Source organism: Xylanibacter brevis P6B11 (genome assembly GCF_000621825.1).
Taxonomy (GTDB): domain Bacteria; phylum Bacteroidota; class Bacteroidia; order Bacteroidales; family Bacteroidaceae; genus Prevotella; species Prevotella brevis.
Window position 1 is genome coordinate 109541 of the sequence record NZ_JHXG01000006.1, and the last position, 14976, is coordinate 124516.

Genomic DNA, 14976 nt, shown 5'->3' on the forward strand with positions numbered 1-14976 from the left:
ATTTCTTAGAATTGAGGTGCCTCGTGTTCGGTGGATGGCACACTGTTCTCGATGTATGGCCAACCGTCTTTCCACTTCACTTCGTCGAGCAGCAACACACGACCGGCATCGGGGTCCTCGCGATGGAAGGCATGATAGAGCATCCAGTCGCGTCCGTTCTTGTCGGTGACGAACTCGGCATTGTGTCCGGTGCCCACAAACTGATCATTCTTGTGCAGGATAATCTCGTGGTGGTTCTTCAGAAGGGGCTGTCCCTGCTTATCGACATAGGGGCCCAGCAGCTTCTTTGAGCGGCCCACGGTGACCTGATAGGTGCTCTTGGCGCCCTCGCAGCAGGTGCCACTCGAACCGAAGAGGTAGTAGTAGCCGTCGCGCTTCAGGATATAGGTAGCCTCCATAAAGGTGTCGGCCACCTTAAATAGCTTCTTGGGGTTCTTCAGCGCCAGGCCGTCGGCCGTGAGCTCGGCACCATAGATGCCGCGGAAACTACCCCAGAACAGGTATTTCTTTCCTTTTTCCTCGATATAGAAGGGGTCGATGCAGTTCTGCACGCCAATCTCCTTGCTGATAAACATCTTACCATGGTCGGTGAAGGGACCCTCGGGCTTGTCGGCAGTGGCCACACCAATGCCGCACTCCCACTCGCCACCCCATGTTGACATGGCATAATAGAGCACGTAGCGACCACCAAAATAGTTAATGTCGGGTGCCCAGATGGCGCCACGCTTCACAAAGCGAGGACGTGTCTCGTCGGTGAATGCGGTGCCCAGAAAGGTCCAGTTGACCAAATCGTCGGAGCGATAGATGGGCAGGTTACGAACATTCTCGGTGGCATAGAGATAGAAATGACCGTCATCGGCCTTGATGACTGTGGGATCGGGCAGACTGTTATCTACAACAGGATTCTTGTAGGTGGTCTGTCCAACAGCTGTTGTCGCCATGCCAAATACGGAAGCGGCAAAGGCACCAACCAGGATCAAAAGTCTAGAGTTCATGTTTTACAATTTGTTTGTTTGATTAATACCGTGCAAAAGTACGTATTATATACTAATCACTACGGCACTATCGTCCAACTCTTAGGTATTTTTGTCCATTCATTAAGCTAGAGAGGTATTCTTCGTAGCATTCTATCGCAAAGTTACAACTTATTCCGAAATGAACAAAGAAATTGACTAAAAAAAAAGACCTACCATTTGAAAAAGGCGCAAACACAGGCATTCCAGCACCCGTTCGGCCAGACCTCATCAATCATTTGCCTTGTTTCAGCAACTCATCGCGCCACTATCAAAAGCTGATACTAGCACTTTTCACAGGTAAGACTAAAGTCTTTAAACTGATTCTAAAGTCTGAAAAGACAAAATCTAAAGTCTAGAAAGACAAAATCTAAAGTCTAGAATCATCGTTTCTAGAGTTTAGAATCACCTTTTCTAGAGTCTAGAATGGAATCAATAGTGGCACTTTAACGAGGCAATAGTGGCACTATAGCAAGACGATAGCGGTACTATAGCAAGACGATAGTGGCACTATAGCAAGACGATAGCGGTACTATAGTAAGTAGATGGCAGCCCTTTCCCCTTTTTAGAGCTGGGAACTGGCGAGGTAGCGAGAGGATACCACATAAAAGAAAAGAGGATACCACATAAAAGAAATTTAGCCCCCCTTCACAGGGAGGCTAAGCTCATGAAAAAACAAATAATTCCTAAAAATAAAACTACTAACTATTTACTAACAATGTATGATCAAGAATCTGTATCTTGTGTTATATGTCTATAGTCTTGTGTTGACGATGCAAAAGTACTACTATTTATTTAATTACAATTGTATTTTTGTTTATTTCTTCAGTCATTTTGTGCATTTTGGTTCGGATACAACAATTTCTGACCTAATATTTTCATTTTACCGCGCGAAAATTTCATTGTTCCGATATACATGCCACGCGGGTAAACCTCTGATACTGAATAGTGTGCATGAAACACTATTCGCATTTTTCCGTCCTTATCCGTGAAGAAAGAATGGTGTCCAGTGCCATAAAGTCCGTCAACTCGCTGCACAATCGGGTTGTACTTGAACTTGGTCCACGGACCCATGGGCGACTGACTAGTGGCGTAGCCCACTCCATAGTCGTGACTGCGGAAATCGTTTCCGGAATAAGTAAGATAGTACGTACCCTTATGTTTTACCATGAAAGGTCCCTCGTTGACACGGCCCAACTTCTCTTCCCAGGGTGCCGACACACTGAAACAGTACGTTAGCGTGCCTTGCTTTGGCGTGATGCCATCGGACTCTAATTCGCACGCCCAGATGCAGTTGCCATCGGTGAAACGGACAAAAAAGCAATATAAACGACCATCTTCGTCCTGGAAAACACTAGAGTCGATACATTTCTCATCGCCTATCAGGGACTTCATCATACGCCCACCCACCTGTTTGAAGGGACCACGGGGCGAATCGGCCACCGCCACATAGAGGTGTTCATTGGCTGAATAGTACATATAGTACTGCCCGTTGCGATGATACACCTCGGGAGCCCAGAACCACTGCTGCTCGGTGGTGTTGTCTTTATGCAGCGCCAGTCCGCCGCGCTGCCACGTCTGCAGATCCTTGGAGGTGTAATACTCGATGCCTTCCTTGGCACCTGTGCCATAGGCATAGTAGGTATCGCCATCTAAAAGTATATAGGGGTCGGCCAGGGGCACCTCGCTGACACGTTGGGCGCGACATACCGTTGCGCTGACCACAAACAACGTCAGCGTCGTCAAGATTATCCAAAATTGTTTCATTGTTGGGAGCTATTTATTGAAGAATACTTTGTATCTTAGCCTCATCGACCAACAGCTTCACTTTGCCAAAGAAGCCAATCGTGATGGGCACGTTCATACCGTGATACTTCACTATGCCTACGTTCACCACCTTGTAGTCATGAACCTCAAAGTTCTGACGCATGAAGTTGTCAAACGTACTCACAGCCGCGTTTGTGCCCATATCGACCGCCATGTCAGAAAGGGAATCAAACATGTCGTCCGACAAGTTCTCTCTCAGTTCCTCGGGCAACTGGTCTGCCACAGCATCAGCCACAGGCACGGCAGCCAATTTCTGACTTGCCACCTTCATGGCGACAACGCGTACAGTGACATAGTGATCCGATTCATTGGGTTTTGTGAAAGTCATAATGACAAGTATGGCAATCACAAACATCAAAAACAAAACTACTACTCTTTTCATTGAATTTGGTTCTTAGTTTAGTTAATATCGGGTGCAAAGGTAAGAACAATTATTGAGAAAAACAAACTTTTGTGTCTTTAAAACGGCATCACCATATAACAAGAGCGGCACCATTCGCTGAGAATGATGCCGCTCTAATGCGTTAATATCGTCGGTTTTATCGCTTATTTAACAATCTTCTTGCCGTCAACAATATACAGGCCGCGTCCCAATGACTGGACATTACGACCTACATAACGGCCATCAAGGGTATAGACGGCGCCCGACTGACGGGCAACTTTCTGCTCGCTGATGCCTGTGGCATTCGGATTCTCCACCAGCACGTCGTCTAGGAAGAAACGGCTCTTGATCTCTGCACCTTTGAACGACAAGGTTACCGCGCCATTAGCAGTAATCACGGCCTCGTATTCATCGAAAGAGCCCTTGTTCAATTGGATTTCAGCCGGCTCTATCGTGCCACCAGTCACTGAGAGATGCAACGTGGTTTGTTCGTTGTTAGAATTCCATGCACCTGCAGAGAAAGTGAGTTTGGCACTGCCATTAACAACAAACGAGGGGGTGGTGGCTAAACCAGCCTTATCTTTGGTGCCAAACTTTGCACAGCCTAATGCACCGTAAGCATTCTCGAACACCCAGCCTTCATTGTCACACTTAATAGCAGATGAAGCTATCGAACCAGACCACGCACCGTCATTACCGCCAGTGCCTTCACATTCATCGAAAGACTCATAGAAGAGGGTCGCGTCAGAGAGTGAATCAGATGCAAGCTGAGCCATGAAGTCAAAAGACACGGTTTCATCGTTATTTTGCTTAATATTCTCTACTGAAGAGTTCATATAGTAGCTCATGTCGCTGTTCTTGTTGTAGAACATAGCAGCAGGCCTTGTCCTCTTGTTGAAAGCATTACGATTGCCATAAGGGAAGGGGTCGGTGTTCATACCTTCAAAAGAGTAGTATTTATTCCCTTCCTCCATAACGTACTGATACTTATTGTCAGCAGGCATCCAGGTGAAACGCTGACGTGCGGGATCATCATTAGGTTCATTATTAAACCACACTTCTTCATCGTAGTCACAATGCAGAATCAGCAGACCAGCACCGGGCAGTGAGGCATCCCAGCCATCCTGTTGGCGGTTCTCCAGCAAGAAAAACTCGTCGCGGTGACCCTGGTTATAGATGATGTAGCTCTCACCGCCATTCTGCAGCGACTTCATGTTCTTCACGCTGACATCCTGGTCTTCCAGCACAATGGGTTCCATCCAACCTGCCACCCATCGCTCGTAGCTGGTATAACCAGCAGGCTGATAGCCGTCATCATTATAAGAACCAGAATCCATCAAGTCCCAATAGCCCATGCCCTGGCCTCCAGTATAGTCAATGTCGTAGAAGTCAGGATAGCCCAGACAGTGGGAAAACTCGTGGCACATGGTACCAATACCAGAGATCTTACCATAAGAATTAAGCTCAGCACCGCAGGCATAGGTGTTTACCTTCTTGCCACCATTCACGCTGACAGGGCCAGGACCATCACCGTCATATTTAGCGGCTGCAGCTAATGAATAGGCATGAGGCCAGACAGTGTCATCATCGGGGTAATCAGCCTCACCGTGACCGGCATAGACCACATAGACCTGATCCACCTCGCCATCGTTGTCCCAGTCGTAGGCAGACCAGTCGGTCACATCATTATTGGCCTTTTTAACAGCCTCAGCAACCATGGTCGCAGGGTGCTTATCATTATCATTATGCTCCGGATCGTTTTCACCATAATAAGCATAATCTTGGTTCAACGTATAAGGACCCACCACATCAAAGTCCAGCTCGAACTGTCCACGACTTTGATCTTTGAAATAGTCGCACATAGAACCTTTGAAATTGCCCTCGCTAAAGCCAGACTCGTTGGCAATACGCTTGAAGAGTGCCTGGTCGTGCTCTGCAACAAAGGTAGATTTCTGGAAGTTTACCAAGATGATGATACCTTTCTTCTTGCCAAAATAGCCAGTCTTCTCTGCCCTACGCGGCAGTCGCTGAGCGCGTTTTGCGTTCATCTTCTGACGGTTTGCCTTGGCTCTATGGATGGTGGCCTGAAGATCTATCGCCTGATAGGTCCCATCGGATGTCTTGCGGTAGGCTTTTCCATCGGCACCTCTCCAAAAATGGCCGAATTCATCGCCTTCAAGACATGCTTTCACTTCTGTACCATCGGCCAGTTTCAACGTCTGCACGACGCCGCGCTTGGCTGGTACGGCTGCCACTGTCAGGGTCATCACCAACAGTGACAGAATCAAAAACATTCTTTTCATTTTTAAATTGTTAGCTTTAACTTTTTTATTTATTAGGTCAATCAAAGGAAGTGCAAAGATAAATAATAAAATTCATTTACCAAAACATTTTCAACAAAAAAGCCGTTCGCGATGGGCGAACGGCTTTTTTATCATTTCATATTGAGTTTCTTATTTGTAGCCCAACTTGCCTTTCCATGTCATATACCAGTTCTTTGGATCGCTCAGATCGCGAGAAACGGGTGCAGAGTTTTTCTTGCCCTTGCGTGCCTCGATATGCTTCTTCATGAAAGCACCGGGGTTGGCCTGACGCTTGGCAAAGCGCATCAAGTCATAGTAGCGGGTACCCTCGAAGGCAAACTCCAGTGCCATCTCGTCCAGCAACAGACTATCTACATAGGCTTGCTGTTCGGCAGTCAGCTTGCGATACTTAGCCTCGTCGGTCTCAACGGTGTCGTTGATCAGCTTGTAGAACTCGTTCATAGGCGTATAACCTGAGCCACGGGTGTGAACACCGATGGTGTTAGGTGTCTGCTCAGCATTGTGCGTTACGAAGAAGTTGGCCGAAGCACGACGATAGTTGTTTGAGGGGAAGTCGAACGCAGCCAGCTTGATAGAGTCGGCCTCAGGAATCGTGCGACCGATAGAGTCGCGCAGGATAGCGTTGTCCAGTCCCTCGCTCAGCGTAGCAAAGGCTGCACGTGGGAAACCAGCTTGGTTCAGAGCCTCTGCCATACGCAGGTAAACCATGTGCTTGCGGTAGATGTGTACATTACGTGTGTTGTACTTTCTGATCAGCTGAGTGCTTACGGGATCGCCAGTCACAGGATCGCGATAGCCATTGGGATCAGTAACGCAAGAATAAGCCAAACGAAGGTCACCTGAACGTCTTTCTGAAAGACCGCTAGGCGAGTAGCTGACCGTAGTACCGTTGTTACCCAGCACACAGTTAACCATAGACTCAGAGAGCTCCGTCAAACGGTTAGAAGGTGTGATGCTGTACTTATAGAGGTTCTCTGTAGTAGAGTTGAACAGGTTACGCAACTCACTATAGTAACCCTCGGCACGAATAGAGTCGCCAGGAATCATAGTGATCAGCTCGCCATTGTTAGAATAGCGCTCATCGCCCCAGAAATCTTCCACCAAAAGGTTGATAGATACCCATGAGGTAGTACCCTTAGGCCACTGAACGACATTGATACCCACAGGGTAAAAACTGCTGGCCGCCAGTCCATTGCGGTTGTTGATGAAGTTATAGTAGCAAGTGGCAGCCTTGTAGTATTCTGCAGGTGTCTTAGCACTCCACAGATAGAGATCGCCCAGCACCACGTCGATGGGGAAGTAGAAGAAGCGTGAGTCCGTGTTACGGATGTTACCGATACCGGGATACTCCGTGCGATACTGCACGGGGATGCTCTCCAGGTCAGCAATCAGAGCCTGGCAGATGTAGTCCAGATCGCGCTTAGGTGCTCTCTCAGCAGCCTCAGCAGCCTCCTTGGTGAGCAGAGGCTCCTCGTAGTAAGCCACCTCGCCATAGTTCAGCACCAGCTGCAGGTAGGTCCATGCACGGATCGCCTTGATGGCTGCATACTCAGTCATGAACACATACTTGTCCTGACTGTTGCGCATGTCGGTCTTGGCATTGGCAATGTAGTAGTTGCAGTTGTTGATGATGGCATAGTAGTCGCGAGGCGAGTTATAGATATTATCATCTTTCTCCTGGAACAAGGCCAGATCGCGCAGGTCAGAGCCGGCAGCATCGGTCAGGTCCACCAAGTCGCCACGCACCTCGCCCAACAGCACGGTACGGTCGGCAATGACCTGCAGTTTGTTCAGAATGCCAGTCAGCGAATACACGGTATCCGTCCAGTTGGTCAGGTGGTCCTTGTCTGTGAAGATTACATCCTCTGCCTCGGGCTCGAAGAAGTCCGCGCAGGAAGTCATCATGGGCAGCGCCATGAAGGCAGCTGCAAAGCCGCAGCACACTGAACCAGCCCCTTTACGAAATATATTCTTGATTTTCATAATCTTATTTATTTCTTGATTCTTCATTCATTATGAGCATTACAGATTAATCTTCACACCAGCCACGATAGAACGGCTCTGTGCCAGACGACCCAGGTCGATGCCCTGACCAATCACCTTTGAAGAGGTAGAGAACTCAGGATCGGTGCCCAGATACTTTGAGAACGTGAGCAGGTTGTTGCCCTGGATCCAGAACTGAACGCCCTGGATGAACTCAGAGTTGACAGGCAGGTCGTAGCTCAGTGTAGCCGTCTTCAGACGCAGGTAAGAGCCATTTTCGATCCAGCGGTCGCTGAAGCGGCTGTTGCCCAGAGGATCCTGGAAGGTGATGCGAGGCATATCGGTCTGCTGACCTTCTGCCTGCCAGCGGTGGTTCATGGCCTTGCTCTGGTTCATGAAGCGGCTGCCGCCCTCCAGCTGTGAACGCATGTAGTTATATACATCGTTGCCCACGCAGTAGTTGAAGTTCACGTCCAGTTTGAAGCGCTTCCAGCTCAGCGAAGTAAAGATATTACCGTAGAAATCGGGGTTAGGATCGCCGATCACCACCATATCCTTCTCGTCGATGACGCCATCACCGCTCACGTCGCTGAAGTGCACGTCACCAGCCTCGAAGTAGTTGTGGTCCTTACCGTTGGCACCCAGCACGTACAAACCGTTAGGATCGCTGGTACCTGCGGCCTTAGCCTCGGCTGTGGTAGCAAAGACGCCCTCGGTGCGGTAACCGTAGAACACGTTGGCAGGACGACCTACCTCGGTCAGGACGGTAGCACCATAGAGCTCGGTCTTGATGGTCTTGTTGTTGTCGGGCAACTCGGTAATCTCGTTCTTGTAGTGACCCATGCTGGCGCCCACCTGCCACTGCCAGTCTTTCTGTGCCAGCACCTTGACGGTGGCGGTCACGTCGAAACCGTTGTTCTTCAGCTTACCAGAGTTAGACCAGTTGTCGTCCAGACCGCTCAGGAAGCCCAGCGACTGGGTAGTGAGCAGGTTGTCGGTGGTAGAGCGGAAGTAGTTCAGGCTCAGAGCCAGGCGGTTGTCAAACAGACTTGACTCAACGCCGAAGTTCATACGGCGTGTGGTCTCCCACTGAATCTTCGTGTTACCGATACCGGCAAAGGTCAGTCCAGACACATCGTGCAGGTACTGGTTGGCACGGAAGAAGCTGCGAGCAGCATAGTAGTCGATGTTGTCGTTACCGCTCACATCGAAACCAGCCGACAGACGCAGGTAGTCCACATTCTTAACGCCAGCCATCCAGGGCTCGTTAGAGAGCACCCATGATGCCTGCACGCCGGGGAACACGCCCCAAGCAGCATCGAAGAGGCGGAAGTCGCCGCCGTCCTGTCCGAAGAGTGTAGAACCGTCAACGGTCAGGTTGGCCTGCACGTAGTAGCGGCTCATGTAGTTATATTCAGCCTGTGCATACCATGAGATAGCGTTCCAGCTCTCTTCCACACCTGTTACATCCACGTTCTTCAAGCCACCACTCATGAATGGAGTCTTGTCACTACCCGTGTTGTAGCCCAGCTGTGTGTTGCTGGTGAAGTTCTCCCAGTTCACACGCACGCCACCAAAGGCATGGATGAAGTGAGCACCATAACGGTTGTTCCAGTCCAGACGGGTGTCGCTCATCACCGAGTTCTGCTTAGAAGCCAGCGAGCGCACCTCATTGGTACGATTACCACCAATACTCTTCACGTAGTATTCGGGAATACCATTGATAGGAATATAATACTGGTTGTGGGTGTTCACCAGGTTATAGCTGAAGTGCTCGCTCAGTGAGAGGTTTGCATTGAACATATACTTCGGTGTCACGCTGAGGTTCAGCAGTGAGTTCTCGAAGCGGTTCTTGTTCTCAGCATCCGAGTATTCCAGGATAGCGGCGGGGTTACCCAGCTGCCAGTTGTAGCCACTGTAGCCCGACAAAGCCTCACGCAAGTAAGTCTCGGGGGTGATGTCCCAGTGGTTGTCTGACAGCAGACCACGGCCGTAGCTGTAAGGGCTCATGAAGGGGCTCTTTACATAGGCCAGGAATGAAGGTGCAGAAGGCGTACCCTCGTCATAGGTGGTAGGAGCACCGTCGTTACGCAGGTTGCGTGTCTGGTTAGAGAACGAAGCATCGAAGCGCACGCTCAGCTCTTTCAGCAGCGAGATATCGGTATTGAAACGCACGTTCAGGCGGTTCATCTCGTTATTCTTCAAGGTGCTGTTAGCGCCGGTATAGCCTACCGAGAGGTTATAGTTGGCCACATCGTCACCACCCTCTACGTTGATACCGTAGTTCTGTGTGAAGGCTGTTCTATAGACATAGTCTTTCCAGTCGGTATTCTGGTGGTAAGGGGTGTAATAGTAGTAGTCGGGATCCTCGTTGAGGAAGCTGAACGTACGGATGTTCGTGTTCGTGGTGCGCAGCATTTCAGAAGCATAACCACGATACTGCGAAGCATTCATCATGTCATAGTACTTAGGCTCCATCACCACGCCCATCGAGGCTGTGGCAGTGATGCGCGTAGCCATCGACTTGTTGCGGCGGGTCTGGATCAGGATGACACCGTTGGCACCCTTCGAACCATAGAGGGCTGTACCGTTGCGCATCACCGTTACCTTTTCGATGTCGGCAGGGTTGATGCTGGTCAGCAGGTCGTTATAGTAGCCCTGGTGCAACATGTCGCGACCATACTGCTGGTCCACGATCACATCGTCGATGACAACCAGTGGCTGTGCATTCACATTGAGTGAGTTCAAGCCCTGCACAAACATCACGCTACCAATACCAGGTGTGCCGCTCAGTGTCTTGGTGTAGGCCTGTGCGCCTAGCTGCTTCTGAATCTCGTCCTTGATATTAATGGCGCTGGTGTATTTGAAGTCGGTGGCTGAATAGTCACCACGCACATTGGTCATCGCAGCATATTCGGCTGCAAAGGTGCTGGGATAGAGGGTCACCGTCTTCTGCTGCTCCACACGCTGCAAACCAATCTTCACGGGGTTGTAGTCGGGTGTGGACACATACAGAGCCGAAGTGAACACAGGTACCTTCAGTTCGTAAGCACCATTGTCCTCGGTGAGCACACTGTAGCCGTCGATCTCGGCTGCACGTACAATAGCACCGCTGATGGGCTTACGTGTGGTAGCATCGAGCACAATACCCTTGACCACACGTGTCTCATACTGCTTCTGTTTCTGAGTGAACGTGCGAGCCTTGACCTCGACTTCCTCTTCTTCGTCGTCGAACTCGTCTTGCGCCCATACATTCATTGGAAGTGCCATCAGTAGCGTGATTCCAAACAATATATATTTCTTCATAGTCTTCATAATTCGTTGTTTAAAAATCATACATTATTCCACATGTGGTTTCAAGATGACACAGTCAATACGCATCACAGCAGAGTGAGTACCTGTATCCTGACGAGTCTCCCTACTCTTCACGTCTGTACTTACTTCCAGCGTGATGCGTGGGTTATCCTCGGTCAAGCCATAGTTAGACGTGGGGAATACATATTTCTCTGCCAGCTTCAGGTAGCCAACCGACTCCGTTGGGGTCTCCAGCTTAGAAACCAAGCTCTTACCGTTACCACGGCCTATGACGTCACCATTCTCATCCTTATACTTGATATAGGCAGCCACCTTGGTGGGACGACGCTGGTAGGGAGACACGTTCTTGGTCTCGGCCTGTGCAGGTACGGTCACCAGATAGATGTCATAAGGCACGTTCGAGAGCACACCGGTGATATTGAACGTCACGGTATGGTTGATACCCTCCTGAGGTGCAAACTCAATATACTTATTGTTTGATACCTTATTATAGTATGGATTAGGTGTGTTGTCTGCGTAAGCACTCGGTACGGTCTTAGGAATAGGACTGATGGTAGGCATCGAGTCCTTAGTCTCCTCGTTCACCTGATACTTGCTGACCTCCTTAATGGCATTCTGGCCTTCAGCCTCAACGATGATGGTCTGGATGAAGGTCTCCTGAGGATCGAAGTTCCACTGCGAAGCCTTCAGCAGCTTACCGTTACTACAAGCCACCTCGGTAGTGCCGCTCAGCACACCCTTGGCACCACGAGGATCGAAGTACTGATAATAGTGCAGGCTATCGTTGCCCCAATAGTAGCGGCGCAGCTCGTAGCTAGGCATGGCGCTGGTTGACATCAGCGAGTCGGTGGCTGCCGACGCGCCGTCGAACACGGCCTTGTTGATGGTACGGCTGAACACCGTTCCCTCTACAATCGCCTTACGTGTGTTGACATAGTTCAGCGAGTCGATGTTACCTACGCTCAGGATGCGGTCCACGGTCTTGTCGTAAACAAAGTGTTTGCTGTATTTCTCTACCAGATTCTTCCAGACGGTATTTGTAGGAGCCACCATCCAGTAGGTACTGTCTTCCTTGTTCAGCAGACCGATAGAAGAGAACAATTTGCTGGTCTGTTCTGAGATAGAGTCCAGATAAACGGTGCGACCCAGCGAGTCGATGCCACCCTCTACGCTCTTCGAAGCAATGAAGTTCTTGTAGTAGAGCTTCCACTTAGAGTCGCTGTAAAGGGGATCACCGCTATAGAGGAAGTTACGGATGCTGTCCAGTCCCTCACCCTCGTTGCGCAGATACTCAAACACATTGGGCACGAACTTCACGCTCTGGTCCACCGTGAACAGCAGACCGTTGCTATAGAGCTTGTTGAGCTGGTCGCCATCCTGCAGGAAGTTAGCATTGGCAATGCCATTGCCCGTCAGCACGTTGTACTTACCGTTCATCATCGTGATGGTATCCTTGCTGGTGCTCGACACCGAGTGGTTGTACAGAGCGATGTGGTTTTGCAGGAACTCCACCACTACCGAGTTGTCCTTATCCTCGATGCCCTGCAGCTTCTCGGTCTGATAGCGGGCTATCAGCGACTCGGTCTGTGCATCGGTGAGCGAAGCGTTGGTGGGAGCAAACACGGTGAACACCTGACTACTCTTCAGTGCACGGTCGTAGCCACAGGCCACAGCCACACGCTTAAAGTTAGACAGGTCGTTATTGTTTTCGATGGCCTGCCAGATGGTGCCACTACTAACGCCCGTTGCCGTACCATCATAGTGGTCGTCCCATGCATCGGTACAAGAGACCCCCACCCAGCCTCCCCCTAAAATGGGGAGAAGCATATAGACACTGAAACGAAGTAGTTTCTTGGTCTTTTCTATTATCATTTGTTTCATAATTAGTTGGTATTTCTTATTTGAACAAACTACCCTTTTCCCCTCCCTCCAGGGGGAGGGGTTGGGGTGGGTTTTTTTTTACAGGTCGTCCTCCATATCGCCATCGCCATCTACGCTGTAAACGCTACGTGGCACCATCTCGAAGTAGTCGAGCATGAACTCGTTGTTATTACCCTGCTTACCATCGCTGGCCACACGGAAGCGGATGTAGTAGTCCTTCGTGCAGTCCACCTGGGCCGTACAGAGCACACGACGATAGGTACGTTCGTTACCTGCGAAGTAGAACTTCTCACCCGAGTTAGGATTGAAGTGGTAGGTAGAGGTACCGGCGCGATAGGCTTTCAGGTTCTTCAGAATCTTCTGTTCCTGTGCCTTCTCCAGATCAGTCTTGCTGTTATAGTCGTTCAGCTTCTCATCGCTCTTGAAGCGGCTACCCAGATACATCTCTGAGTTCAGGAACTTCGTCATGTCCAAGGGGATACCCTGAGGTGTCAGGTTCTTAGGATCGGTGCCGAAGTACACCTGCATCACACCACGGGTCTCCAGAGCACAGAAGCCCAGACGGAACTGCCACTCGCCAGAGAAGGGCACTGGTGGGATGCGGAAAGTCAGGTCGTAGTCACCAAAGAGGTTCCACTCGTCGCCCTGCCATGACCAGAAGTTGGTGTGTGGGCGGCGCAGCACGAGCAGACAGTTCTTGTTGAAGTCCACACCTTCCAGATAGCCCAAGGGGAAGTAGAAGTTACGTCCGTTCTTAGGTGTAGAAGAGTCATCAGGTGTGGTGTTGCTATCATCGACATAGGGGTTACCCTCCTGGCGCATACCGTTGGTCATCACCTCGGGGAACACCGAAGAGAAGTCCATGCGGATACGCATGTTCTGCACTTTCTCCAGTACGTCCTGACTGAAGGCAATCACGTCGTCGATGTAGAAATAGTGTCCGTTCAGACCATCGTGCACAGGCTTCTTCTCGACCGTTGCATCGATATGCGAACCCTCGAAGGTGAAGTCGGGAGCTGCATAGCGGCGGTTGATGTAGCGCTCGCCAATAGAGCCCTGACCCTTATTGTCACGACCAGCCTTGTCGGTGCGCACCGTCAGCTGCTCAATCTTCACCATGGTGTGAGGCAGCAGCGTGGGATACCAGTCCACGGGGTTGATGATCGTAGTGCTGATACCGAAGGCCTCGGCCGTCTTTGTCATCACGATAGGTGTCAAGTCGGCCGTACCAGCCACCTGACGGTTCAGGATGTGATACTGGATGAAGCGCTTCAAGGCGTTGTTGTCGGCCTTCAGGTCGCTATAGCTGTGCTTTCCTTTGTCGTCGGCATAGTTCTCGTTGTTGTCGTAGTACAGACAAGCCAGGTCGTAGAGTGCCTTCAGCGTGTCCTTGTTCACGATCTCAATGCCCTCTTCCTCAAACTTCTTCAGGTAAACCTCGTTAGGCTCCACAAACACCGTATAGCCGATGTTCTTCTTGTCGGGAGCGCTGGCCACCTCGTTCCAAGTGTGTGACTTGTAGTACTCACGGATATACTTGGTGGGATCATAGCTCTCGTCAGATACTTCCTGGATTTCATTGATCACGCCAGTGGCAACCAGGGCCTTGTAGAAGACAGACACTTTGGGGTTCATGCGCAGCAGGTCGCTGATCATGCTGTTAGACTTCTCAATCACCATGTCCACGGGGTGAACGATACCGTTCTCCACCGAGTCGTTCTGGTGAATATAGTCGCCATTCTCGGTCTTGCCAAAGATGGTCTTGGTCACACCTTCCAGCTGCACGATGGCATTATCGTCGTCGTCGGTCATCTGCTCAGTAGCAATGTAACGACCCAGGAAGTTGGCTGTCTGCAAACGGTCTTGCGACATTTCGTAAGTAGAATAGAGGTTATTAATCAGGTGCGTACGTGCAATCGTATCGCAGTCCTCATCGCTCAGGTCAGCCACGCTTGTCAGTCCGCGCTCAGCCAAGAAGGCATCCACAGCCTCGTTGGTAGGTGCGAAACACGTATAGTGGCCATAGCCTGCCAGCAGGTCCATCAGTCCGGCACGCTCTACGATGGTCTTGAATTCGCTGAACGACTCGCGATTGTTCAGATAGTCGCTCATCATCTCACCCGTGAAGGTGTAGAAATTCTCCTTGTCTGGTTCGTCAGAACAGCTGTTCATAGTGCCCAGCGTCACAACGGCGGCCAGAGCCATCAGTATGGTTTTGATATTATTCTTGATTTTCATATCTTTCAGTTTT

General features: G+C 50.2%; 8 protein-coding genes. All 8 read right to left on the bottom strand.

Annotation, left to right across the window (positions count from 1 at the left end; translation table 11 throughout):
- Positions 1–5: 5 nt before the first annotated feature.
- The gene (locus T496_RS0102075; protein ID WP_044110515.1) at positions 6–941 is read right to left on the bottom strand and encodes a family 43 glycosylhydrolase; all 936 of its coding nucleotides are present in this window, start codon (positions 939–941) and stop codon (positions 6–8) included.
- An 897-nt stretch (positions 942–1838) separates the two neighbouring features.
- Positions 1839–2780 carry a glycoside hydrolase family 43 protein gene (locus tag T496_RS13215; protein ID WP_044110454.1) on the bottom strand — a complete coding sequence of 314 codons (942 nt, stop codon included), beginning with the start codon at positions 2778–2780 and terminating at the stop codon, positions 1839–1841.
- Between the two features lie 13 nt (positions 2781–2793).
- Positions 2794–3222: a hypothetical protein gene (locus T496_RS0102085; RefSeq protein ID WP_155808589.1), complete on the bottom strand. Its 429-nt coding sequence runs from the start codon at positions 3220–3222 to the stop codon at positions 2794–2796.
- Between the two features lie 164 nt (positions 3223–3386).
- Positions 3387–5525, bottom strand: coding sequence for a M6 family metalloprotease domain-containing protein (locus T496_RS0102090; RefSeq protein ID WP_027449281.1), 2139 nt, complete (start codon positions 5523–5525; stop codon positions 3387–3389).
- Between the two features lie 150 nt (positions 5526–5675).
- A complete protein-coding gene (locus T496_RS0102095; RefSeq protein ID WP_027449282.1) occupies positions 5676–7529 on the bottom strand; it encodes a RagB/SusD family nutrient uptake outer membrane protein in 1854 nt (617 codons plus the stop codon).
- Positions 7530–7568: 39 nt separating this feature from the next.
- A complete protein-coding gene (locus tag T496_RS0102100; RefSeq protein WP_231477980.1) occupies positions 7569–10835 on the bottom strand; it encodes a SusC/RagA family TonB-linked outer membrane protein in 3267 nt (1088 codons plus the stop codon).
- A gap of 33 nt (positions 10836–10868) precedes the next feature.
- Positions 10869–12725 carry a fasciclin domain-containing protein gene (locus T496_RS0102105; protein ID WP_081783509.1) on the bottom strand — a complete coding sequence of 619 codons (1857 nt, stop codon included), beginning with the start codon at positions 12723–12725 and terminating at the stop codon, positions 10869–10871.
- A 78-nt stretch (positions 12726–12803) separates the two neighbouring features.
- Positions 12804–14963 carry a fasciclin domain-containing protein gene (locus tag T496_RS0102110; RefSeq protein ID WP_027449285.1) on the bottom strand — a complete coding sequence of 720 codons (2160 nt, stop codon included), beginning with the start codon at positions 14961–14963 and terminating at the stop codon, positions 12804–12806.
- Positions 14964–14976 lie beyond the last annotated feature (13 nt).

Excerpts from the sequence above, each read along its gene's own strand:
- T496_RS0102075 (WP_044110515.1), bottom strand. The coding sequence starts at position 941 with ATGGCGACAACAGCTGTTGGACAGACCACCTACAAGAATCCTGTTGTA.
- T496_RS13215 (WP_044110454.1), bottom strand. The coding sequence starts at position 2,780 with ATGAAACAATTTTGGATAATCTTGACGACGCTGACGTTGTTTGTGGTC.
- T496_RS0102085 (WP_155808589.1), bottom strand. The coding sequence starts at position 3,222 with ATGAAAAGAGTAGTAGTTTTGTTTTTGATGTTTGTGATTGCCATACTT.
- T496_RS0102090 (WP_027449281.1), bottom strand. The coding sequence starts at position 5,525 with ATGAAAAGAATGTTTTTGATTCTGTCACTGTTGGTGATGACCCTGACA.
- T496_RS0102095 (WP_027449282.1), bottom strand. The coding sequence starts at position 7,529 with ATGAAAATCAAGAATATATTTCGTAAAGGGGCTGGTTCAGTGTGCTGC.
- T496_RS0102100 (WP_231477980.1), bottom strand. The coding sequence starts at position 10,835 with ATGAAGAAATATATATTGTTTGGAATCACGCTACTGATGGCACTTCCA.
- T496_RS0102105 (WP_081783509.1), bottom strand. The coding sequence starts at position 12,725 with ATGAAACAAATGATAATAGAAAAGACCAAGAAACTACTTCGTTTCAGT.
- T496_RS0102110 (WP_027449285.1), bottom strand. The coding sequence starts at position 14,963 with ATGAAAATCAAGAATAATATCAAAACCATACTGATGGCTCTGGCCGCC.